Source organism: Brevundimonas sp. (genome assembly GCF_027487935.1).
Taxonomy (GTDB): domain Bacteria; phylum Pseudomonadota; class Alphaproteobacteria; order Caulobacterales; family Caulobacteraceae; genus Brevundimonas.
The window spans coordinates 152,279-173,002 of sequence record NZ_JAIYCP010000021.1; the positions used below are offsets into that span (position 1 = coordinate 152,279).

Annotated in this window: 17 protein-coding genes and 1 tRNA gene; 7 read left to right on the plus strand and 11 right to left on the minus strand. The window is 68.0% G+C overall.

All coding sequences use genetic code 11. From position 1 onward, the window contains the following. Positions 1 to 17 precede the first annotated feature (17 nt). Positions 18 to 1,553 carry a F0F1 ATP synthase subunit alpha gene (atpA, locus tag Q0053_RS08095; RefSeq protein WP_298098527.1) on the minus strand — a complete coding sequence of 512 codons (1,536 nt, stop codon included), beginning with the start codon at positions 1,551 to 1,553 and terminating at the stop codon, positions 18 to 20. 69 nt (positions 1,554 to 1,622) lie between these two features. After that, the gene (locus Q0053_RS08100) at positions 1,623 to 2,177 is read right to left on the minus strand and encodes a F0F1 ATP synthase subunit delta (RefSeq protein WP_298098530.1); all 555 of its coding nucleotides are present in this window, start codon (positions 2,175 to 2,177) and stop codon (positions 1,623 to 1,625) included. 256 nt (positions 2,178 to 2,433) lie between these two features. Here Q0053_RS08100 and Q0053_RS08105 point away from each other — a divergent pair, with 256 nt between their 5' ends. Together Q0053_RS08105 and Q0053_RS08110 are read left to right on the plus strand one after the other, a co-directional pair. Next, on the plus strand, positions 2,434 to 3,201 hold the full coding sequence (locus Q0053_RS08105; protein WP_298098533.1) for a TerC family protein: 768 nt from the start codon (positions 2,434 to 2,436) through the stop codon (positions 3,199 to 3,201). 2 nt (positions 3,202 to 3,203) lie between these two features. After that, a complete protein-coding gene (locus Q0053_RS08110; protein WP_298098535.1) occupies positions 3,204 to 3,992 on the plus strand; it encodes a glutaminyl-peptide cyclotransferase in 789 nt (262 codons plus the stop codon). 175 nt (positions 3,993 to 4,167) lie between these two features. On the opposite strand, the gene Q0053_RS08115 is transcribed toward Q0053_RS08110, so the two are convergent. After that, positions 4,168 to 6,330, minus strand: coding sequence for a primosomal protein N' (locus Q0053_RS08115; protein WP_298098538.1), 2,163 nt, complete (start codon positions 6,328 to 6,330; stop codon positions 4,168 to 4,170). A gap of 30 nt (positions 6,331 to 6,360) precedes the next feature. Between Q0053_RS08115 and fsa the strand changes: the two genes are divergently transcribed. From fsa to Q0053_RS08130, 3 genes are read left to right on the plus strand one after another with little or no spacing between them, the layout of a single operon-like run. Beyond that, positions 6,361 to 7,014, plus strand: a complete 654-nt coding sequence (gene fsa / locus Q0053_RS08120) for a fructose-6-phosphate aldolase (RefSeq protein WP_298098540.1) — start codon at positions 6,361 to 6,363, stop codon at positions 7,012 to 7,014. Positions 7,015 to 7,069: 55 nt separating this feature from the next. Further along, positions 7,070 to 7,789: a DUF484 family protein gene (locus Q0053_RS08125; protein WP_298098543.1), complete on the plus strand. Its 720-nt coding sequence runs from the start codon at positions 7,070 to 7,072 to the stop codon at positions 7,787 to 7,789. Beyond that, positions 7,771 to 8,715, plus strand: a complete 945-nt coding sequence (locus Q0053_RS08130; protein ID WP_298098544.1) for a tyrosine recombinase XerC — start codon at positions 7,771 to 7,773, stop codon at positions 8,713 to 8,715. The genes Q0053_RS08125 and Q0053_RS08130 overlap by 19 nt, the downstream gene beginning before the upstream one ends. A 26-nt stretch (positions 8,716 to 8,741) precedes the next feature. On the opposite strand, the gene lpdA is transcribed toward Q0053_RS08130, so the two are convergent. From lpdA to Q0053_RS08145, 3 genes are all read right to left on the minus strand, one after another. Beyond that, entirely contained in the window at positions 8,742 to 10,157 is a 1,416-nt protein-coding gene (gene lpdA / locus Q0053_RS08135) for a dihydrolipoyl dehydrogenase (RefSeq protein WP_298098547.1), read from the minus strand. 165 nt (positions 10,158 to 10,322) lie between these two features. Then, entirely contained in the window at positions 10,323 to 12,125 is a 1,803-nt protein-coding gene (locus Q0053_RS08140) for a PAS domain-containing protein (protein ID WP_298098550.1), read from the minus strand. 209 nt (positions 12,126 to 12,334) lie between these two features. Further along, positions 12,335 to 15,055: a TonB-dependent receptor gene (locus Q0053_RS08145; protein ID WP_298098553.1), complete on the minus strand. Its 2,721-nt coding sequence runs from the start codon at positions 15,053 to 15,055 to the stop codon at positions 12,335 to 12,337. 251 nt (positions 15,056 to 15,306) lie between these two features. Between Q0053_RS08145 and Q0053_RS08150 the strand changes: the two genes are divergently transcribed. Then, complete coding sequence (locus tag Q0053_RS08150; RefSeq protein WP_298098556.1) at positions 15,307 to 16,398, plus strand: phytase; 1,092 nt, start codon at positions 15,307 to 15,309, stop codon at positions 16,396 to 16,398. 73 nt (positions 16,399 to 16,471) lie between these two features. Here the strand turns inward: Q0053_RS08150 and Q0053_RS08155 are convergent. Together Q0053_RS08155 and Q0053_RS08160 are read right to left on the minus strand one after the other, a co-directional pair. After that, positions 16,472 to 16,546 (minus strand) — tRNA-Gly (locus Q0053_RS08155). Positions 16,547 to 16,676: 130 nt separating this feature from the next. Next, on the minus strand, positions 16,677 to 17,459 hold the full coding sequence (locus Q0053_RS08160) for an SDR family oxidoreductase (protein ID WP_298098560.1): 783 nt from the start codon (positions 17,457 to 17,459) through the stop codon (positions 16,677 to 16,679). A 57-nt stretch (positions 17,460 to 17,516) separates the two neighbouring features. On the opposite strand from Q0053_RS08160, the gene Q0053_RS08165 reads away from it, so the two are divergent. Next, positions 17,517 to 17,915 carry a YkvA family protein gene (locus Q0053_RS08165; RefSeq protein ID WP_298098563.1) on the plus strand — a complete coding sequence of 133 codons (399 nt, stop codon included), beginning with the start codon at positions 17,517 to 17,519 and terminating at the stop codon, positions 17,913 to 17,915. A gap of 298 nt (positions 17,916 to 18,213) precedes the next feature. Here the strand turns inward: Q0053_RS08165 and Q0053_RS08170 are convergent, their stop codons facing one another. From Q0053_RS08170 to Q0053_RS08180, 3 genes are read right to left on the minus strand one after another with little or no spacing between them, the layout of a single operon-like run. Further along, positions 18,214 to 18,930, minus strand: a complete 717-nt coding sequence (locus Q0053_RS08170) for a 2OG-Fe(II) oxygenase family protein (protein ID WP_298098566.1) — start codon at positions 18,928 to 18,930, stop codon at positions 18,214 to 18,216. Beyond that, positions 18,927 to 19,928 carry an NADPH:quinone oxidoreductase family protein gene (locus Q0053_RS08175; RefSeq protein WP_298098569.1) on the minus strand — a complete coding sequence of 334 codons (1,002 nt, stop codon included), beginning with the start codon at positions 19,926 to 19,928 and terminating at the stop codon, positions 18,927 to 18,929. The genes Q0053_RS08170 and Q0053_RS08175 overlap by 4 nt, the downstream gene beginning before the upstream one ends. Continuing rightward, entirely contained in the window at positions 19,928 to 20,635 is a 708-nt protein-coding gene (locus Q0053_RS08180; protein ID WP_298098573.1) for a 2OG-Fe(II) oxygenase family protein, read from the minus strand. Before Q0053_RS08180 ends, Q0053_RS08175 begins: the two co-directional genes overlap by 1 nt. Positions 20,636 to 20,724: the final 89 nt, after the last annotated feature.

The following is a 20,724-nucleotide window of genomic DNA, read 5'->3' on the forward strand; positions in this document are numbered from 1 at the left end:
CGCTATCCGGCCGGGGCTCAGGCGAAGGTCTTGACGAAGGCTTCCAGCACCGACTTCAGCTCGGCTTCGAGCTCGGCGGTCAGGTCCTTCTTGGCGCGGATGCCGTCCAGCAGGCCGGCGTTCGACGACTTGATGCGGGCCAGCAGCTCGCTCTCGAAACGGCCGATGTCGCCGACGGCGATACCGTCGAGATAGCCGCGCGTGCCGGCGTAGACCGAGACGACCTGCTCTTCCATGGTCAGCGGCGAGTACTGCGGCTGCTTCAGGAGTTCCGTCAGGCGCGCGCCGCGGGCCAGCAGCTTCTGGGTCGAGGCATCGAGGTCCGAACCGAATTTGGCGAAGGCGGCCATTTCCCGATACTGGGCCAGCTCGCCCTTGATCGAGCCGGCGACCTTCTTCATCGCCTTGGTCTGGGCCGAGGAGCCCACGCGCGACACCGAGATACCGACGTTCACGGCCGGGCGGATGCCCTGGTAGAACAGGTCGGACTCGAGGAAGATCTGGCCGTCGGTGATCGAGATCACATTGGTCGGGATGTAGGCCGAAACGTCATTGGCCTGGGTCTCGATGAGCGGCAGGGCGGTCATGGAGCCCGAGCCGTAGTCGGCGTTCAGCTTGGCCGAACGCTCCAGCAGGCGGCTGTGCAGATAGAAGACGTCGCCCGGATAGGCTTCGCGGCCCGGCGGGCGGCGCAGCAGCAGGGACATCTGGCGATAGGCCACGGCCTGTTTGGACAGGTCGTCATAGACGATCAGGGCGTGCATGCCGTTGTCGCGGAAGAACTCGCCCATGGCCGTGCCCGAGAACGGGGCCAGGAACTGCAGCGGGGCCGGCTCGGACGCCGTGGCGGCGACGACGATGGTGTAGTCCAGGGCGCCGCGCTCCTCGAGCGTCTTGACGATCTGGGCGACGGTCGAGCGCTTCTGACCGATAGCGACATAGATACAGTAGAGCTTGTCGCCTTCCGACGTCGCGGCGGCGTTGGTGCTCTTCTGGTTCAGGATGGTGTCGACGGCGACGGCGGTCTTGCCGACCTGACGGTCACCGATGATCAGCTCGCGCTGGCCACGGCCGATCGGGATCAGGGTGTCGATGGCCTTCAGGCCGGTCTGCATCGGCTCATGCACCGACTTCCGGGGGATGATGCCCGGGGCCTTCACATCGACGCGGCGGCGCTCGGTGAACTGGATCGGGCCCTTGCCGTCGATCGGCTCGCCCAGCGGGTTGACGACGCGGCCGAGCAGGCCCTTGCCGACCGGCACGTCCACGATCTCGCCCAGGCGGCGGACCTCGTCGCCCTCGGCGATCTGGTTGTCCTGGCCGAAGATCACGGCGCCGACGTTGTCGCGCTCGAGGTTCAGGGCCATGCCCTTCACGCCGGCCTTGGGGAATTCGATCATCTCGCCGGCCTGGACATTGTCCAGACCGTGGATGCGGGCGATGCCGTCGCCGACCGACAGCACCTGGCCGACGTCGGACACGTCCGCTTCGACGCCGAAGGAGGCGATCTGCGACTTGAGGATGGCCGAGATTTCGGCGGCGCGGATGTCCATGACAGGCTCTCTGTTATCGTCTTGTCAGCGCACCGGTCGGGCACGCTGGATTCGGGTGGGTCAGCGCGCTTACGCGCGCTTCAGGGCAAACTTCATCTGGTCGAGCTTGGTCTTCAGCGAGGCGTCGAAGAGCTTCGAGCCGACCTTGACCTTGAGGCCGCCCAGGATCGACGGATCGACGCGGGCGGTCATTTCGGGATCCTTGCCCAGCGAGGTGCGCAGGGCAGACTGGATCGACTTCATCTGGGCAGCGGTCAGGGCCTGGGCCGAGACGACCTCGGCGGCGACCACGCCGGTCTTCTTCGCATACAGCAGGTCGAAACCGGCGATCACGGCCGTCAGATCGCGCGAGCGGCCGTTCTGGGCCAGCAGGCCGAGGAAATTCCGGGTGACCCGGTTGAACTTCGCCTTGTCGGCAATGGCCGTCAGACCCTTCTGCTGGTCCTCGGCGGCGATGACCGGCGACTGCGCCAGACGGCGCAGGTCGGCGCTCTCGTTCCAGGCCGCGCGCAGCGAGGCCAGGTCGGCGCGAACCGCCTCCAGCGCGCCCGTTTCATCAGCAAGGTCGAACAGCGCCTGTGCGTAGCGCTCGCCGACTTCCGTCGTCCTGTAGTCGTCAGCCACTAGTCATGTCCGCGCGGTTAGCGTTCGGGTTGGCGACCGGCGGCGTATCCGCGCCAGTCAAAGGTCTGAAATGCTTTGAGAAAGCACTTGGGGGACGCGTCTCGCAACGCGCCCTCCGGCTCAGCCGGGCGCCTGATAGCATCGTAACCCCCCGACCGCAACCGAGACTGGCCGCCACAACCCGTCGCATTGCCGCACCGGCGACCGTCACTATAAAGGGGAGTTCCAGCTTCACGCTCTCAGGATCACGCCAACGATGTTCGACTCCATAATTCCGCTTCTTACCGACCCCGCCGCCTGGGCGGCCCTGACCGCGTTGATCGTGATGGAAGTGGTGTTGGGGATCGACAACCTGATCTTCATCTCGATTCTGTCGAACAAGCTGCCGCCTGAACACCGCCAGCGGGTCCGCCGCATCGGTATCTCGCTGGCCCTGATCATGCGACTGGTCCTGCTGTCGATGATCGCCTGGCTGGTGACCCTGGTCGAGCCGGTCTTCTCCGTGCTCGGCAACGCCTTCTCCTGGAAGGACATGATCCTGATCGCGGGCGGCCTGTTCCTGATCTGGAAGGCGACCAAGGAGATCCACCACACGGTCGACACCAAGCCGAGCGACGACATGCTGGACAAGGACAAGAAGGACATTGTCATCTCGAACGTCGGCTCGGCCATCGTTCAGATCATCCTTCTGGACCTGGTCTTCTCGATCGACTCCATCCTGACCGCTGTCGGCATGACCGAACACCTGCCGATCATGATCATCGCCGTCCTGGTGTCGATCACCGTCATGCTGCTGGCCGCCGACCCGCTGGCCAATTTCATCAATGAGAACCCGAGCGTGGTCATGCTGGCCCTCGGCTTCCTGCTGATGATCGGCACGGTCCTGATCGCCGAAGGCTTCGGGGCGCCGGTGCCCAAGGGCTATATCTATGTCGCCATGGCCTTCTCTGCCGCGGTCGAGGGGCTGAACATGATGTCCCGCAGGGCAGCGGCCAAGAAAGAGGCCGCCAAACAGGCGACCTGACGATGCGGCTTGCGGCACTCCTGCTGTTCTGGCTGCTGGCGCCGCTTGCGGCGTCAGCCCAGACGGCGGCGGTGCCCGCTCCGCAGACCCCGGTTCCGGTCTATGGATTCGAGGTCGTGCGGGTCTATCCGCACGACCCCAAGGCCTTTACCCAGGGCCTCATGTTCCGCGACGGTGAGCTGCTGGAAAGCACCGGCCGTTATCCGTCGACGGTCCGGCGGGTCCGGCTGGAGGACGGCGTCGTCCTGCAGCAGCGAGAGCTGGCCGAAGACTATTTCGGCGAGGGGCTGACCGCGGTCGGTGATCGCGTCCTGACCCTGACCTGGAGGGACGGCAAGGGCTTCATCTGGGACCCGGAGACGCTCGAGCCCAGGGGTGAGTTCGCCTATGCCGGCGAGGGCTGGGGCCTGACGCACGATGCCACCCGCCTGATCCTGTCGGACGGCACCGCCGCCCTGCGCTTCCTCGACCCCGCGACGCTGCAGGAAACCGGGCGCGTCCCCGTCACCCTGCAGGGCCGTCCGATCAGCCAGATCAATGAGCTGGAATGGATCGAGGGCGAGGTCTTCGCCAATGTTTGGCAGACGGACTACATCGTCCGCATCAACCCGGCCTCGGGGGAGATCACCGGCATCATCGACCTGACCGAACTGATGCCGGACCGCAGCGGCCTGGACCCGACCGATGCCGTGCTCAACGGCATCGCATGGGATCCGGAGGGCCGCCGGCTGTTCGTGACCGGCAAGAACTGGCCGAAACTGTTCGAGATCCGGCTGACGGGGCCGCGCTGACCTCGCTTCGCGACGCCAGCGCTGGTTCTTGTTGGGCCGCGGTCAAAAGGCTCCGCCTTTTCGACCCGACGCGGCCCGGCGCTTCGCGCTCAAGCAGCGAGCCGCCGCGCGGCGAGCGGTAGCGCCAGAAACCCGCGCTCAAGCAGCGAGCGACCGCGTCGCGAGCGTTAGCGCCCTAAAGAAAACTGTACGGATCCACGTCCACCGTCAGCCGCACCGACCCCGGCACCTTCACCCGCGCCAGCCAGGCCCGGAGGAAGCCCTGCAGGTCCACGTCGCGGTCGGCGCGGACCAGCAGCCGCTTGCGGCGCCGACCGCGCACCAGGGCCAGCGGTGCGTCTGCCGGACCATAGACCTCAAGACGCTCCGCATTGGGAATCGAACCGGCCAGTTCGCGCGCCAATTTCTCGACCGCCACCGCATTCTCGCTCGACAGGATGATCGCCGCCAGCCGGCCCCAGGGCGGCAGGAAGGCGGCCTCGCGCTCGGCCAGTTCGGCCGCGACGAAGGCGTCCCGGTCGCCGGCCGCCAGCGCCATCAGCACCGGATGTTCGGGGGTCCAGGTCTGCAGGACGGCGCGGCCCGGTCTGTCCGCCCGCCCCGCCCGGCCCGTCGCCTGGGTCAGCAGCTGGAAGGTCCGCTCGGCGGCCCGCAGGTCGCCCCCGCGCAGGCCGAGATCGGCATCGACCACCCCGACCAGGGTCAGAAGGGGGAAATTATGGCCCTTGGCGGCCGCCTGGGTGGCGACGAGGATGTCGATCTCGCCGTCGGTCATCCGCTGGATCAGGGCGCGGGCGGCCCTGGCGTCGGGGGTGGTGTCGGAGCTGAACACGGCCGTCCGCGCCTCGGGGAACAGCTGGCGGACCTCCTCCTCGACCCGTTCGACACCCGGGCCGACCGAGACCAGACTGTCGACCGCGCCGCACGACGGACAGTGTTTCGGCCGCGCCATGGTGAAGCCGGTCAGATGACAGATCAGCCGGCCGGTGTAGCGGTGCTCGACCAGCCAGCTGTCGGTGTCCGGGGCCGTCATCCGGTGCCCGCAGGCCCGGCACAGGACCACCGGCGCATAGCCGCGCCGGTTCAGGAACAGCAGGGTCTGTTCACCGCGCAGCAGCGTCTCGCCGATGGCCTCGCGCAAGGGCTGGGACAGCCAGGTCTGGGGATCGGGCGGGCAGGTCCTGAGGTCCAGCAGGGTCACGTCCGGCAGGACGGCCGTCCCGTGCCGCGCCGCCAGCTTGAGCCAGCGATAGCGGCCCTGCTGCGCGTTCCACAGGGTTTCCAGCGACGGTGTGGCCGAGGTCAGCACCACCGTGGCCCCCTCGATCCGGGCCCGCGACACCGCCAGGTCGCGGCCGTGATAGACCAGCCCCTCCCCCTGTTTGAACGAGCCGTCGTGCTCCTCGTCCACGACCAGTAGCCGCAGGTTGACGAAGGGCAGGAACAGGGCCGAGCGGGCCCCGACCACGATATTGCAGCGGCCGGCGCACACGGCCTCCCAGACCTGGCGACGGCGGGGCGGGGCGATGCCGGAATGCCATTCGGCCGGCGCGGTGCCGAACCGGGCCGTGATCCGGGCGATCAGGTCCTGGGTCAGGGCGATCTCGGGCAACAGGATCAGGATCTGGGCCGCCGGATCAGCCTTCAGCGTCCGCGCCGCCGCCTCCAGATAGGCCTCGGTCTTGCCCGAGCCGGTGACCCCGTCGAGCAGGAAGGGGGCAAAGCCGCCCCTGGCGGTCGCCGCGGCGATGGCGGTCGCCGCGGCCGCCTGATCGGGATTGAGCGCCGCCGGGGCGTGGTCCGGGTCAGGGGGGTCAAAGGCGGCGACCGCCTCGACCTCGATGACCTCCAGCACGCCTTCGTCCAGCAGGCCCTTGACCACGCCTGAGGACACCCCCGCCGCCCGCGCCAGATCGGCGCCCGGCATGGCGCCGTGACCCAGTGCCTCCAGGACCGCCACGCGCGGTGCCGTCAGCTTGGCGGGTGCCCGGTCTCCGACCCGGCGCACGCGCCGCTCGGGCCGGGGCCGGGGGGCACGCAGCCCCTTCAGCGCCGCCGCCGCCATCTCCCCCGGCGCACTCAGGGTCCAGCGGGCGGCCCATTCGACGAAATCCACAGTGCGTTCGGGCAGGCGCGGCTCGTCCAGAACATGGTCGATGGTCTTCAGCTGCCGGTTTGATCCCGTGGTCTCGCGCGATTCGGACACCACCCCCCGAATCAGCCGGGGCCCCAACGGCACGGCGACCTGATCCCCACGCACGACCTCGAGCCCTTCGGGGACCTCGTAGTCGAAGGCTTCCGGCACCGGCAGGGGGATGAGGACGCTGGCGACTTTCACCGCCCTTCGCGCTCCGCTAGAGAGACCGACATGAAACTCTTTCTCGACACAGCCGACGTCGCCGTCATCCGGGACATGGTCCCCACCGGCATGGTGGACGGCGTCACCACCAATCCCTCGCTGATCGCCAAATCCGGTCGCAACATCGCTGAGGTCATCGCTGAAATCTGCGCCCTGGTCGAGGGCCCGATCTCGGCCGAGGCCGTGGCGACCGATTTCGAGACCATGGTCAAGGAAGGCGACAAGCTCGCCGCCATTGCCCCGAACGTGGTCGTGAAACTGCCCCTGACATGGGACGGCCTGCGTGCGGCCCGCGCCTTTGCCGACAAGGGCATCAAAACCAATGTCACCCTGTGCTTCTCGGCCGCCCAGGCCATGCTGGCGGCCAAGGCGGGTGCCACCTTCATCTCGCCCTTCGTCGGCCGGCTGGAAGACCACGGTGCCGACGGGATCGGCCTGCTGGAGGAGATCCGGGTGCTGTATGATGTGCACGGCTTCGAGACGCAGATCCTGGCCGCCTCCCTGCGCAATCCGGGCCATGTCAGCGCCGCTGCCGTGGCCGGTGCCGACGCAGCGACACTTCCGGCTGACGTTTTCAGGGCCCTGGTCAAGCACCCGTTAACCGACAAGGGGCTTGATGCCTTCCTCGCGGACTGGGGCAAGACCGGCCAGTCGATCCTGTAAGGATCGACACAACCCGGGGACCGCGATCCTGTAGCGTCCCCTCGAGGAGAGGTTTTTGAGCGGCAAGCCTGATCCCTCCGCGAGCCAGCCGACGGCCGAGGCCCCCAGGGAGCCTCACTGGCCGGAAATCCGCGCCTGGCTGCAGGCCAATCCGCAGACCCTGCTGGACGACCGCTCCCTGCTGGAGGAGATCGGACTCAAGCCCCACGGCCGAAATGTCGTGGAGTTCGGCCGCGCCGCCCTGACGAAGCTGGAAGAGGCCGCCGAGCGCGAGGCCGACGCCCGCAAGCGGATCGAATCGATCGCCCGGGCCAATTTCGCCGCCCAGACCCAGACCCATGTCGCCGCCCTCGACCTGATGGAGGCGCGCAATCCGTCCGATCTCGCCCGGCGGCTCGATGCTGTGGCGCAGGGCCGGTTCGGCCTGGCCGGCGCCGCCATCGCCCTTGAGAAACCCGGCAGCGTGCCGTTCGGCTGGCGCGGCCTTGAGGCCGGCGGTGTCGACGGTCTTCTGGGCGAGCACGGCCTGACCTGGCTGGGCCCGAATTTCGACGGGCTGAACCTGTTCGGCGCGAACGAGGCCGAGGTGAAGTCCGTGGCCCTGATCCGGATGGCACCGCAGTTTCCGGGCGGAGAGACGGCCGCCCGCCCCGCCGTCTGCGCTTTCGGCTCACCCGAGGAAGACGGTTTCACCCCCACCATGGGCTGCGAACTGGTGGCCTTCATCGCCCGGGTGGTGGAACGGACGGCCGAGCGATGGCCGCTTCTCAGCTGACCGCGGATGAAGCCCTGGCGGCCTGGCTGGAGCACCTGGCCCACGAACGCCGCCTGGCGCCGAACACCCTGGAGGCCTATGGCCGCATCGGCCGGGGCTATCTCGCCTTTCTGCAGCGGCATCGCGGCGAGCCGCAGCGGCTGACCGACCTCGGCACGGTCACCGCAGCGGAGGTCCGCGCCCATCTGGCCGAGCGTCGCCAGGGCTCACAGGACCGGGGCGATCTGCCCCTGGCGGCCCGGTCGCTCAGCCAGACCCTGTCGGCGATTCGCGCCTTCCACGGCTTCCTCGACCGGCGCTGCGCCACGCCGGCGCCACAGCTCGCCCTGGTGCGTGGCCCCCGGATCAAGCCGTCCCTGCCCCGCCCCGTCAGCGAGGATCAGGCGCGCGGCCTGTTGAACGAAACCGGGGCCGACCCGGACACCGAGGTCTGGGAGGCCGCCCGCGACCGCGCGGTCCTGACCCTGCTCTACGGCTGCGGCCTGCGCATCTCCGAAGGCCTGTCCCTGCTGCGAGCAGACGCCCCCCTGCCCGACACCCTGCGTATCGCCGGCAAGGGCGGCAAGACGCGGCTGGCCCCGGTCCTGCCCGCCGTGCGCGAGGCGGTAGACGCCTATCTCGCAGCCCTGCCCTTTCCGCTCGGACCGGCCGACAGCCTGTTCCGCGCCCGGCGCGGCGGTCCGCTGACGGCTCGCCACGTCCAGGCCATGGTACAGCGGCTGCGGGGACGGCTGGGCCTGCCCGCCTCGACCACACCCCACGCGCTGCGTCACAGCTTTGCCACCCACCTGCTGGGGGCCGGGGCGGACCTGCGCGCGATTCAGGAACTGCTGGGCCACGCCAGCCTGTCGACGACCCAGAAATATACCGCCGTGGATGCCGCCCATCTGCTGGCGGCCTATTCCGCCGCCCATCCGCGCGGGTGAGTCCCGGTGACGGCTGCGGCCGGCTTCTAGGCCTGCATCGTCCAGCCCTCGACGCCCATGGCCGCCTGTTTGACGGCTTCCGAGCGGGTCGGATGCGGGTGGCAGACTCGCGCGATGTCTTCCGACGAACCGCCGAAGGCCATGGCCACACAGGCCTCGCCGATCATTTCACCGGCCTGGGGGCCCATGATGTGGACGCCGAGGATGCGGTCCGTGGCGGCATCGGCCAGCACCTTCGCAAAGCCGTCGGTCTCGTGGTTGATCTTGGCCCGGCTGTTGGCGGTGAAGGGGAATTTCCCGGCCTTGTAGGCCACGCCCGCGGCCTTGAGCTGGTCTTCGGTCTGGCCGACCCAGGCGACCTCGGGGGCGGTGTAGACCACGCTGGGCACCAGATTGTAGTCGACGTGGCCCGCCTTGCCCGCGATCAGTTCGATCACCGCGACCGAGTCCTCCTCGGCCTTGTGCGCCAGCATCGGGCCGTGGGTGACATCACCGATGACCCAGACGCCTTCCGCGACCTTGAAATGGTGGTTGTCGAGGAAGCCGCGCTTGTCGGGCGTGATACCCACCGTCTCGAGGCCGAGGCCCTCGGTGTAGGGGCGCCGGCCGATGGCCACCAGAACCACGTCGCCGGTCAGGGTTTCAGCCGTCCCGCCGGCCGCGGGCTCGACCGTCAGCTCGACCCCGTCCTTCGAGGATTTCGCGGCCGTGACCTTGGATCCCAGTTTGAAGGCCATGCCCTGTTTGGTGAGGGTGCGCTGGAAGGCCTTGGCCAGGTCGCTGTCCATGCCGGGGCTGATCCGGTCCAGATATTCGACCACCGTCACCTGCGCGCCCAGCCGGCGCCAGACCGAGCCCAGCTCCAGGCCGATGATGCCCGCGCCGACGACGATCAGATGTTTCGGCACGGCCGGCAGGGACAGGGCGCCGGTCGAATCCACCACCTTGCCGGCCTCGAAGGCCACGCCCGGCAGGGGGGTGGGCTCGGAGCCGGTGGCGATCACGATGTTCTTCGCCGCCAGGGTGCTGACCGATCCGTCGGCGGCGGTGACCTCCACCATGCCGGCCCCGGCAATACGGCCACGGCCGCGGACCCAGTCCACCTTGTTCTTCTTGAACAGGAATTCGATGCCCTTGGTGAGGGCGGTCACGCTCTCGGCCTTCTGGGCCATCATCTGCGCCAGATTGAGCTTGGGCGTCACCTCGATGCCGAGGCCGGCGAATTCCTTGCCCGCCATCTCATAGAGTTCGGACGCGTGCAGCAGAGCCTTGGAGGGCATGCAGCCCACATTCAGACAGGTGCCGCCCAGGGTCTCGCGCATCTCGACACAGGCGGCGGTCAGGCCCAGCTGGCCCGCCCGAATGGCCGCGTTGTAACCGCCCGGACCGCCGCCGATGATGACGACGTCATAGGAGGCGCTGGGGGCGGCGGCGTCAGCCATGGAATCTCTCGATATCTGTCGTGGGCGCGGAAAGGCGCGCGGAACCTAACGGCCCACCCGCGAGGGTCAACCGTCCGACCCCATATAGGCGGGTTCGCGGCCGATCCGCAGCCATCGATCAGAAAATCCGCCGGTCCGTCCCGCGATCGGGTCGGCGTGGACGGCTCAGCCGCCCTGCGGAAGGGTGATCGAAACCTCCGCCCCGTCGCCGGGGACGCTGTCGATCGAGAGGACGCCGCCCGACTGGCGGGCGAAGGCATAGGCCTGGGACAGGCCGAGGCCCGCCGCGCCCTCGCGAGTGGTGAAGAAGGGCTCGACCGCGCGGGCGGCCAGCTCCCGATCCATGCCCGGACCGCTGTCCCGCACGCTCAGACGCACCCCGCCTTCCAGCAGGGTTTCCAGCCGCACCGCGACCGAGCCCCGGCCGGCCACGGCATCGATGGCGTTCTGGGTCAGGCCGCGGACCGCGCCTTCGAAGGCGACGGGGTCCAGCCGGACCGGCGCCGCCCCGGACGGACCCTCGATCATCAGGTCAACGCCCGGTCCCCCGAGGGCCCGCAGCCGGGTCTCCATGCCCCGCAACAGGACGCCGGCGTCGAGGGCACGCAGCACCGGTTCGTCGTCACCCTGGGAAAAGGCGGTCAGGCGACGGGTCAGCAGTTCACCCTTCTGGCCCGCGGCCAGGGCAGCCTGACCGATACGGCGCACCCGGGCCGGGTCGTCCGCCTGACGCAGCATCATGTCGAGGGCGCCGGTCATCACACCCAGCAGGGCGTTGAAATCGTGCGCCAGCCCGCCGGTCAGACGGCCGACACTCTCCATCCGGCGCCCCCCGGCCAGCTCGGCCTGGGCGTCCTCGGCGGCCTTGCGCGCAGCGGCATGGGCTGTCTGCGCCTCCTCGCGGGCGGCAGCGGCGGCGGCGAGCGCTTCGGCGGCCTGGCGTCGCGCTTCCTCGGCCGCCTCGCGCAGGGCCAGGGTTTCGTCAGAAACGGCCGTCGGTTCGGCCGCGACCTCAAGGACCACCGGGGCGGGGATCGCGGTCGGCTCGGCCCGTTCACCGGCCAGCAGCAGGGCATCGACCCGCCCCTCGGCATCGGCCAGCGGAAGCATGGACCAGCGGATGCCGCCCTCTTCACCACGACGCGAGATGAAGGGCTCGGCCTCCCCGGCCGGCGCGGCCAGGGCGGCACGCAGGGCCTGACGGCCCTCCGCGCGCTCATCCTCTTCCAGGAACAGGTCGGAGAAATCGCCGTCCGCCTCGGGGCGACCCAGCACCAGAAGGGCGGTTCGGTTGGCCTCGCGGATCCGGCCGTTGGCACCCACGACGACGAGGGCGCTCGAGGCGGCGTCGAAGACCCGCCGGGTGAGATCGTCGGTCCCGGCCGCGGCCGGCTCGGGAGTCGGGAATTCGGGTGCGGCATGTTCAGGAATCTGCAGCCCCTCGGTCTCGACGATGGCGGCCGTCGAGCCGGTGATCTGGCCCAGTTCATTCTCGATCGGCATGGCCGTGACCGAGACCAGCATCTTGCGGCGCGAGGCGGGATTGGCCAGCAGGTGGTGGAAGCCGCGCACGGTCTGGCCGCGCAGGGCGCGGGCGCTGGGCAGCAGGTCCGGCGGCACCGGGCGACCATCCGGGAAGGTGATGCCCCAGGTGGCGGAATGGAAACGCAGCCCGATCAGCTCGGCGTCCTTGCGACCCAGCAGCTGGTGGGCGGCCCGGTTGGCGAAGACGAATTTGCCCTGCCGGTCGGTCTCGACCAGGGCGACCGGAATGGCGTTCAGGGTCTCGAACAGGCGTTTCTGAGAGTCCTCAGCCACACGCTGGACCAGATCAAGCTGATCCGAGGTGTCGACGTGACGGGAGCTGTTGCGGACGGCGAACCAAAGGGCAACGAGGCCCACGATCCAGCCCACGGCGGCGACCGCCCCCAGAACCCACATCCAGTTGACCTGGCCTTCGAGAAACATGTGACCTGACTGTCCCGTTCTGGCGCCACGCGCGCCCATTCGGGAGATACGTTGCAAACGGCGAACCGACGCAGTCCGCTTTCGCCCCGAAGGCGACCTAGCCGGGCTGGGCCGCGCCGTCCAGCGTCACCATATCAGACCAGTGCGGCGCAATTGAAAGGGGCCGGACATCGCTGCCCGGCCCCTGGTCTTCTGTCTACAAGCCTGGCTTAGAAAACGAAGCGGACACCGCCGGTGTAGCGGCTGCCGAACTGTTCCCACTCGATCGTATAGGCCGACTCCCGCGAATAGCGGCGGCCCGGGTTGTCCAGCAGGTTGGACGCATCGAAATAGACTTCGATGCTGTCGCTGACGGCGTAACGGGCCGAGAAGTCCAGCTCGTCATCCGCAGCCCAGAAGGTGTTGCCGCCGTCGGCCAGGGCACCGAAGCTGTCCAGCCACTCACTGCGGCGCTGATAGTTCAGGCGCGCCGACAGGCCGTACTGCTCATAGTAGGCACCGACGTTATAGACCAGGTCCGAGGTGTTCGGCAGGACGACCTTGCTGCCGTCCGGGGCCTCGGCCTCGCTGTCGTTCAGGGTGACGTTGGCGGTGAGGCCGAAACCACCCATCCACTCGGGCAGGCCCATCTGATCGGTGAAGATCGAGAGCTGCTGCTGAACCGCGAACTCCAGGCCGCGGATATAGCCCTCGCCACCGTTGACCTCGGTGCTCAGCAGATAGCCGGAGCGATCCACGCCGGGGGTGTTCAGAACATTGGACCCGAAGGTCCGCGTGTCGCTGAACAGGACGTCCTCGACCTTCTTGTAGAAGGCACCGAACATCACATAGCCCTGGGGCTGGACGTACCATTCGAAATAGGCGTCCACGCCGTAGGCGCGCTCGGGCTGGGCCTCGGGATTGCCGCCCGACACGGTCTGGTTGGAGTCGTTGAAGGTGAAGTTCGGACGCAGCTGGTCATAGTCAGGACGGGCCGCGCCGCTGTTGAACGACAGGCGCAGCTTCTTGTCGTCGGCGATGTCATAGTTGATGTGCAGGCTCGGGTAGACCAGCGTCATGTCATTCTCGACCTCGATCCCGGTCGGGACGCCGGCGAGGGTCACAATGGCCTGGCCGGTGTTGACGATGTTCTCGACCCGAACGCCGCCGAGGATCGAGCCCCAGTCATAGGCGATGCGCGCCATGGCATAGGCCGCAGCGACCTCTTCCGTGACGTTGTAGTTGTTGGCGGGCTGGGAGACATAGGGGTTCAGGGCGGCGGCGCGGGCGACCTGGTCGCGCATGGCCTGCTGGTCAAAATAGCGGAAATCATAGCCCAGCGGGATTTCACCGTTGAAGGCGGCACCCAGCGAAACCGGGACGAAGGTCGTCGAGATTCCGGCGGCGGTGAACTGTGCCGCCGAGTTCAGGGTCATGACCCGGTTGTCCGAGTCCTTGGTCCGCTCGTCGTACTGGCCGCCGAAGGTGAAGGTGGCGTCGTTGCCCATCCAGTCAAAGTTCCGGCGCAGGTCGAACTTGGCGGTATAGGCCTCGGTCTCGTCGATCAGCTTGGACGACGTCAGCGAGGACAGGGGGCGGGCAAAGGCATCGATGTCGCGGACCAGACCGCCGGCCGTAAAGGTCGTCGGACCGGACGTCGAGATCGTGTTGAACAGCCGGATCCGGGCGAGGTCCGGATCGGTGAAGTTATAGGAGATGGTCGGGCGCAGGTTGCGGGTCGACGGGCTGTCGTAGCGGGCCTCGCCCACCACCGAGCGGTCGTCGATCGCCTTTGTGTAGTTCAGCCGCCAGTCGAACGACCAGCCGTCGTTGAACTCATGATCGCCGCCGAGAGTGTTGGTGAAGACCGACTGTTCGAAGGCGCGCAGGGTGGCGCGCTGGTTGATGTCGATGCCGTAGACCGTGCCGACCAGCGAGGTGTTGCCGATGCAGGTGTCGGCATAGCCGGTGTTGGTCACGGTTGTGACCGGCGTCACGGTGCAGGGCGTCAGGGCCGAGCGCGGCGGCGTCGACGGATCGGACTGACGGTCGTCCATGTCGAAGATGTAGTTGTCGCGGGCCTCATCGTCCGTGAAGGTCGTGAAGATCGACTCGACGAACAGGCGATGGTTGTCGGACGGGCGCCAGTCGAGGCGACCCGACTGGGAGTAGTTCCTGCGGGTCAGGCGGTACAGCTTGTTCTCGGTCTCGCGCGCCCACAGGCGGGTGGCACCACCGGGCTGGACGTCCTGGGAGACGGTCTCCCAGTCGGTCTCATAGTTGTCCGTGATCATGTTGCGCTGGTAGTAGCTGCCCGACACCAGCACGCCGAACTCGCCCATGTCCGTATCAAAGCGGTTCGACAGGACCAGCTGGCCTTCGTATTCCTGACGCTCGCCCAGTTCGACATAGCCGCCGCCGGCCTTGCCGGAGATGCGCAGGCCCGGATAGTCGAAGGCCGAACGGGTGATGATGTTGACGTTGCCGGCGATGGTCTCGCCGGTCATGTCGGGCGTCACGGCCTTGCTGACCACGATCTGCGAGGCGATGGCCGAGGGCAGGCTGTCATAACGGGTGTCGCGGCCCTCGGGGCTGACGATCGAGATGCCGTCGATGGACAGGGTCGTCCAGTTCACCGGCGCGCCGCGCAGGCTGATGTAGCGGGCCTGGCCCTGGTCGCGGGCAACGGCGGCACCCGGCAGGCGTCCGACGGCCTGGGCGACGTTCTGGTCGGGCAGGCGGCCCACCGAGTCGGAAGCGACGACGGTCACGAGCGAGTCGGCGTTGCGCTGCACCCGCAGGGCGGCGGCCTCGGACTCCGCGATCGGGCGGCTGCCCGTCACAACGACATCGTCGAGCTGGGCCGACGGATCGGGAGCGGTCTGGGCGAAGGCGGTACCGGCGAAGGCAAGCGGCGCAAGCGAGGCGCCGAGCAGAAGTCCAAATTTCATAACGAGCATCCCGATGGCCCGGTCGCCCCCACGGTCGCCGGTTCTTCCGCACCAGCTAGGGGGAAGGGGCGACGAGGGCGCGACGATTTGGCGAAGCCCGTTTGGCGTTTTTTGTGCGCGAAGATGACGATTGTTCCGATAACTGAGGGAGTTTCACCGCACTGACGCGACCGCGTCATCGACGCTTGCTTTGACGGAGAAGAGCCCCCGTGTTCTGGCGCGACTTGCACAATGGATCACAGGCGCACCCCATGTTCGTCCGCACCCTGACCACGCTTGTGGCGTCTGCCGCTCTCCTGACCGCCTGTGCCACCCGGGAGGTCGACTACCAGGGCGAGGGCGAAGGATTCATCGGCGCAGGCTCCGGCGTCACGGCCCGGCTCGAGACACCGTCGGTCGGGACCGCCGGCCAGGACGCCGCCGATGATCCGGCCATCTGGACCAGCCCCGCCCCGGTCACGATCGGTGGTGTCGCCACGCGCGGCTTCGTCGCGGGCACTGACAAGAAGGCCGGCCTGTACATCTACGGCCTCGATGGCGCGATCCTCCAGTTCCTGCCGGAGGGCCTGCTGAACAATGTCGATCTGACCGAAGGCCTGACGGTAAGCGGCCGGCCCCAGCTGGTGCTGGGTGCCAGTGATCGCACCCCCGGCAAGACGGGCGTGGCCCTTTATCTGTTCGACCCCGCCGGGAACGGCGGCGTGCGTCCCTGGGGTGCCATCACCACGGATGTGGTCGAACCCTATGGCTTCTGCTTCGCCCGGCGCGGGGCCGAAATCCACGCTGTGCTGGTCGGCCATGAGGGCGAGGTGCGACAGTTCGTCCTGACGGCCGACGCTGCGGGCCAGCCGTCTGCCCGCGAGGTACGCCGTTTCGACGTCGGGACGATTTCGGAAGGTTGCGCCGCCGACGAGGCGACCAATGCCCTCTACATCGCCGAGGAGAACGTCGGCCTGTGGCGCTACGGCCTGGACCCGGCGACCGGCGCGGCGCGCACCCTGGTCCAGCCGATCGCGCCGGGCGTGCTGGTCGCGGACGCCGAGGGCCTGACCGTCATCGAGGACGGCGCGGCCCGTTATCTGATCGGTTCCAGCCAGGGCGACTCGACCTTCCCGGTCTGGCGTATCGACGGCGCCGCGCCCGTCTATGCGGGGCGTTTCGTGGTCCGGGACGGCGCGGTCGACCGCGTCACCGGCACCGACGGTCTGGCCGCCCTGGGCGGCCCGGTCGGCGACGCCTTCCCGGAAGGACTGGTCGTGGTCCAGGACGACATCAACGACGTCGGCACCCAGAATTTCAAATACATCGACTGGCGCGACATCCGCACCGCCCTGGGGCTCTAGGCTGGCGGCACCCGGCACCGGGGCGCGGAAAGCAAGAAAGCCCGGTCGCACGGACCGGGCTTCCTGGTTCGACTGGAGCGGGCGAAGAGATTCGAACTCTCGACCCCAACCTTGGCAAGGTTGTGCTCTACCACTGAGCTACGCCCGCACTTCAGTCGGAGGCGGGCGTATAGCGGGAAGGCCCGACCTCTCGCAAGTCCCCCGTCGCACAATTCGGCGCTCAAGGAGCGAGCAACCGCGTTGCGAGCGTTAGCGCCTGCGCGAAGCGCATCCGCGCCTCAGCGCGGCGCCATACGGATCGCGCCGTCCAGCCGGATGCATTCGCCGTTGATGTAGACGTTGCGGGCCAGTTCCAGCACCAGCGAGGCATAGTCCGACGGCTTGCCGAGGCGGCTGGGGAAGGGGATCTGTGCGGCCAGGGCGTCCTGGATCTTCTGATCCATGCCGGCCATCATCGGCGTCCACATGATGCCGGGCAGGATGGTGTTGCAGCGGATGCCTTCCTGGGCGAGGTCGCGGGCCACCGGCAGGGTCATGGCATAGACGCCACCCTTGGAGGCCGAATAGGCCGCCTGGCCGATCTGGCCGTCCTGGGCCGCCACCGAGGCGGTGTTGACGATCAGACCCCGCTCGCCGTCGGCCATCGGCTCCAGCGTCACCATGCCGGCCGCCGACTGGCTCAGAACGCGGAAGGTACCGAACAAATTGACCCGAACGGTGCGCTCAAAGCCGGCCATGTCATGGGCCCGGATCTCGCCCGTGTCCTTCTTGCGCGACACCGTCTTCTGGCCCGTGGCGATGCCGGCGCAGTTGACCGTCAGACGCTCCTGGCCGTGGGCGGCGCGGGCCTTTTCAAAGCCGGCTGCGACGCTGGCATCGTCGGTGACGTCGACGTGGCAGAAGACGCCGCCGATCTCGGCCGCAATCGCCTCGCCGCGTTCGGCGTTCATGTCGAACAGGGCGACCTTCGCCCCCGTGGCCGCGATGGCCCGCGCCGTCCCCTCGCCGAGGCCGGAGGCTCCACCTGTCACCACTGCCGCAATCGACCCGTCGAGTTTCATGGCCGGAGCCCCTATATGGATGTTGAACCAGAGATCAGTTGCGGGGCTTTAGCCGCCATGACCACGAATTCCAAACCGATCACGCCCGACGAGGCCCTCGACCCGTCCCGCGCCCTCGTGCCGTCCATCCAGCAGGTCAATGAGGTCCGGGTCCAGAGGGGTTTCTGGCCCAAGATCCGGCGCACCGCGGCCCGCATCCCCTTCGCCCGGCAACTGGTCAGCGTCTGGTATGCCGCCCGCGACCCGGAGACTCCGGCGGCGGCCAAGGGGGTCATGCTCGGGGCGCTGGCCTATTTCGTCCTGCCCGTCGACGCCATTCCGGACATTTTCGCCGGCATCGGCTTCACCGACGATGCGGCAGTGATCACGGCCCTGATCGCCACCCTGGGGGCCCATATCAAGCGCCGGCACAAGGACCAGGCCGAAGCCGCCCTGGAGCGGCTGCGCGACGTCTAGAGCAATCGGCGCTCCAGTTGACGCATTGGCCTCCAGCGACAAGGGTTCATCACAACGGGCACAACGCGGTCACAACGGACACGACGAGATCGAGACGGTGGCACTATCGCGGATCGCTTCCTTCAGGCTCGGTTTTTCGTCGAAGGGAGGATCGGCGGCAAAGCCGCCCTTGTCTCTTTTCGATGCCAGGAAGGATCGACAAACGCGGCAACCGCACGGTCCCGTCGTGTCCGTTGTGACCGCGTTGTGCTCGTTGTGATGAACCTTTCGGCCCGCGCCAACCGAGCCGACGAACGGTCTAGACCGCCTGATGCGAGCGCAGCCAGCCGGTGATCGACAACCGGTCCCGGGGCGCAAAACTGGCGACCTGGGTCACGGCATGGCGCATGGGCACAGCGAACAGATTGAGCGCGTTGAAGGCCGGAACGAACCCCGCCTCGATATGGCCGTCCGCCCCCTCGAAGGCCAGCACCCCGCCCCAGTCGGCGCGCCAGTCGCGGGTCAGGTTCAGCACATAGGCATAGAGCCGGTTTTTGCCCTCGGCGGCATCGTCATGGCCGGTCAGGACCTGACCCGGTCGGTAGCGGGTGGCCTGGGCGTCGACGAAATCGATCCGGTCGTCACCGGTTACACCCCGCACGAAGGCGAGGAATTCCGGCCCGTTGAGAAAATCCGGCACGGCGCTGACCGCATCCGGCTGCGCGTCCTCCGGCTCCAGATCCAGCCGGCGGGTGTCGAAGATATACTGCATGCGCGGCTCGGCCCCGTCGACGCGGGCCGCGTCGATCCAGCCCTGTTTGCCGGGCTCGGCGGCGACCCGCCCCTTCAGCGGCAGTTCGAAGAACTCGCCCCCGGCCGAGACACTGACCTTCCAGCCGTCGAAGGCCTCGAGGGCGGCGGCGATGCTTTCGGCGCTGTCGGGCGCAAGGACGCCGGGAACATGCAGCCGCCGCCGGGTTGCGAACGCCTGGCGCAGCGCAGCGACGTCCAGCGCGGGCGAGAGTTGTGGGGTCATGACTCGACCGTGACCACGACCTTGCCCATCACCGACCGGTCGCCCAGGGCCTTGATGGCCTCATGGGCGCGTTCCAGCGGGAAGGTGCGGCTGACACGAGGGCGGATCTTGCCTTCCTCCCAGAAGCGCAGAAGGTCCGCCATATTGGCGGCGTGGGCGGCCGGGTCGCGCATGACGGCGGCGCCCCAGAAAACCCCGATCACCGACACCGACTTCAGCAGGGTCAGGTTCAGCGGCAGGGACGGAATACCCGCCGGGAAGCCGACCACCAGATAGCGGCCGTTCCAGTCCATCGCACGCAGGGCCGGCTCGCAATAGTCGCCGCCGACCGCATCATAGACCACATCCGGCCCGTCGCGGCCCGAGGCCAGTTTCAACTCGCCCGACAGTTCCTTCTGCGCGGCCTTGTCCATCTTGCCCGAGGGATAGATCAGGCCGTTGTCGGCCCCCGCCTCCAGGGCGAACTGGACCTTTTCATGGGTCGAGGCGGCGGCGATCACATGGGCCCCCATCGCCTTGCCGAGCTCGACCGCGGCAATGCCGACGCCGCCCGCAGCACCCAGCACCAGCAGGCTCTCACCCGGCTTCAGCTGCGCCCGGTCCTTCAGGGCGTACCAGGAGGTGCCGTAGGTCATCACCAGCGCGGCGGCCGTGTTGAAATCCATCGCATCGGGGATTTTCATCACCGAGGCGGCGGGCACGGCCAGGCGCTCGACCATGCCGCCCCAGCCGGGCACGGCGATGACCCGATCACCCTTGCGAACATGGGTCACACCCTCGCCGATTGCCTCGATCACACCGGCGACCTCGCCACCGGGCGAGAAGGGCCGGGTCGGCTTGAACTGGTATTTGTCCTCGATGATCAGGGTGTCGGGGAAATTGACCCCGATGGCCCGGACCTCGATCACCACCTCGCCCTTCATCGGCCGGGGGTCCAGAACCTCCTCGACGACGAGGGTTTCGGGGCCGCCGGGGGCCTTGGACAGGACTGCGCGCATCAGGACGTCTTTCGTGAGGGGAGAAGGCCGGGCTCTATCTGGCGCACCCAGCCGGTGATGGACAGGCGCGGCGCGCCGGCGAAGGGAGCCACGCAGGACACGGCGTGGGGCTGGGGCACGCGGAACAGGTTCAGGGCGTTCCAGGCCGGGCTGTAGGCCTCGGCCACATGGCCGTCGGCGTCGATGAAATTGAGCAGGCCGCCCCAGTCCGTCCGCCAATGGGGCGTCAGATTCAGCACATAGGCATACAGCCGGCCGGACGACGGCTTCTTGTCATCATGCTGGGTGAGATAGTGGCCGCGCTCATATCGGGTGGCCTGGGCGTCGACGTGGTTGGGCCGGCTATCGCCCGTCAAGGCCCGCACAAAATCAAGAAATGCCGCACTGTTGAGAAAGGCATAGGCGGCGGCATAGGCAGGATCCAGCGGCTCCCCCTTCTCGACCAGATCACTGATCCGCAGGCTGTCGAACATGTAGTGGAAACCGTCCCGCGCCTCGGCATGGGCGAGGGTCAGGAACCGGGCCGCCTGATCCGGCGCAAAGGCCTCCAGCTGTTCCACCGGGATGTCGATCGTCTGGCCCCCGCCCAGGGTCGAGCACATCCAGAGCCGTTCCGCCGCGAGGCTCCGGTGCAGCCGTTCGGCCGAAGCCGGCTGGAGGAAGCCCGGGATGTGGATGCGACCGAACCGTTTGAACGACGCGGCCATCGATGACGGGTTCAGCGTCGGATCGATTCCGATCCCGGCGGAATTTGCAGCCACAAAAGGCCCTGAAGCTTGCACGGATCGTCCCTTGG

Coding starts and splice junctions, on each gene's coding strand:
- atpA (WP_298098527.1), bottom strand. CDS start 1,553: ATGGACATCCGCGCCGCCGAAATCTCGGCCATCCTCAAGTCGCAGATC.
- Q0053_RS08105 (WP_298098533.1), top strand. CDS start 2,434: ATGTTCGACTCCATAATTCCGCTTCTTACCGACCCCGCCGCCTGGGCG.
- Q0053_RS08110 (WP_298098535.1), top strand. CDS start 3,204: ATGCGGCTTGCGGCACTCCTGCTGTTCTGGCTGCTGGCGCCGCTTGCG.
- fsa (WP_298098540.1), top strand. CDS start 6,361: ATGAAACTCTTTCTCGACACAGCCGACGTCGCCGTCATCCGGGACATG.
- Q0053_RS08130 (WP_298098544.1), top strand. CDS start 7,771: ATGGCCGCTTCTCAGCTGACCGCGGATGAAGCCCTGGCGGCCTGGCTG.
- lpdA (WP_298098547.1), bottom strand. CDS start 10,157: ATGGCTGACGCCGCCGCCCCCAGCGCCTCCTATGACGTCGTCATCATC.
- Q0053_RS08140 (WP_298098550.1), bottom strand. CDS start 12,125: ATGTTTCTCGAAGGCCAGGTCAACTGGATGTGGGTTCTGGGGGCGGTC.
- Q0053_RS08145 (WP_298098553.1), bottom strand. CDS start 15,055: ATGAAATTTGGACTTCTGCTCGGCGCCTCGCTTGCGCCGCTTGCCTTC.
- Q0053_RS08150 (WP_298098556.1), top strand. CDS start 15,307: ATGTTCGTCCGCACCCTGACCACGCTTGTGGCGTCTGCCGCTCTCCTG.
- Q0053_RS08160 (WP_298098560.1), bottom strand. CDS start 17,459: ATGAAACTCGACGGGTCGATTGCGGCAGTGGTGACAGGTGGAGCCTCC.
- Q0053_RS08165 (WP_298098563.1), top strand. CDS start 17,517: ATGACCACGAATTCCAAACCGATCACGCCCGACGAGGCCCTCGACCCG.
- Q0053_RS08170 (WP_298098566.1), bottom strand. CDS start 18,930: ATGACCCCACAACTCTCGCCCGCGCTGGACGTCGCTGCGCTGCGCCAG.
- Q0053_RS08175 (WP_298098569.1), bottom strand. CDS start 19,928: ATGCGCGCAGTCCTGTCCAAGGCCCCCGGCGGCCCCGAAACCCTCGTC.
- Q0053_RS08180 (WP_298098573.1), bottom strand. CDS start 20,635: ATGGCCGCGTCGTTCAAACGGTTCGGTCGCATCCACATCCCGGGCTTC.